Source organism: Acinetobacter sp. V2 (assembly GCF_001188385.1).
Classification (GTDB): Bacteria; Pseudomonadota; Gammaproteobacteria; order Pseudomonadales; family Moraxellaceae; genus Acinetobacter; species Acinetobacter oleivorans.
In genome coordinates this window covers 980,671-981,196 of the sequence record NZ_JZFB01000001.1, presented here as the reverse complement: position 1 = coordinate 981,196, position 526 = coordinate 980,671, and the positions used below count along the sequence as shown (strand labels likewise).

General features: G+C 46.2%; 1 protein-coding gene. It reads left to right on the top strand.

Annotated features, from left to right (window positions below):
• Positions 1-526: 3-oxoacid CoA-transferase subunit A (locus tag UC75_RS04440; RefSeq protein WP_228137086.1), on the top strand; the 526-nt coding region annotated here is incomplete at both ends.

The window sequence follows — 526 nt, the reverse complement described above, 5'->3', positions numbered from 1 at the left end:
TGGTTTTGGTACCGCAGGACAACCCGCTGAACTCATTGATGGACTGATTGAACTCGGTATTAAAGATTTAACAATTGTCAGCAATAACGCCGGTAATGGCGATTACGGTCTGGCTAAACTGCTTAAAGCCGGTTCAGTTAAAAAAGTGATTTGTTCTTTCCCACGTCAGTCAGACTCTTATGTGTTTGATGAGCTGTACCGTGCTGGAAAAGTAGAGCTTGAAGTGGTTCCACAAGGTAATCTGGCTTGTCGTATTCAGGCAGCCGGTATGGGACTTGGTGCTGTATTTACCCCAACAGGCTTTGGAACACTTTTGGCCGAAGGCAAAGAAACCCGCCAGATTGATGGGAAAGATTACGTACTCGAATACCCAATTAAGGCTGACTTTGCCTTGATTAAAGCTTACAAAGGCGACCGTTGGGGCAATCTGGTTTACCGTAAATCTGCCCGTAACTTTGGCCCGATTATGGCTATGGCTGCTGATGTCACGATTGTTCAGGTTTCTGAGGTGGTTGAGCTAGGTGGA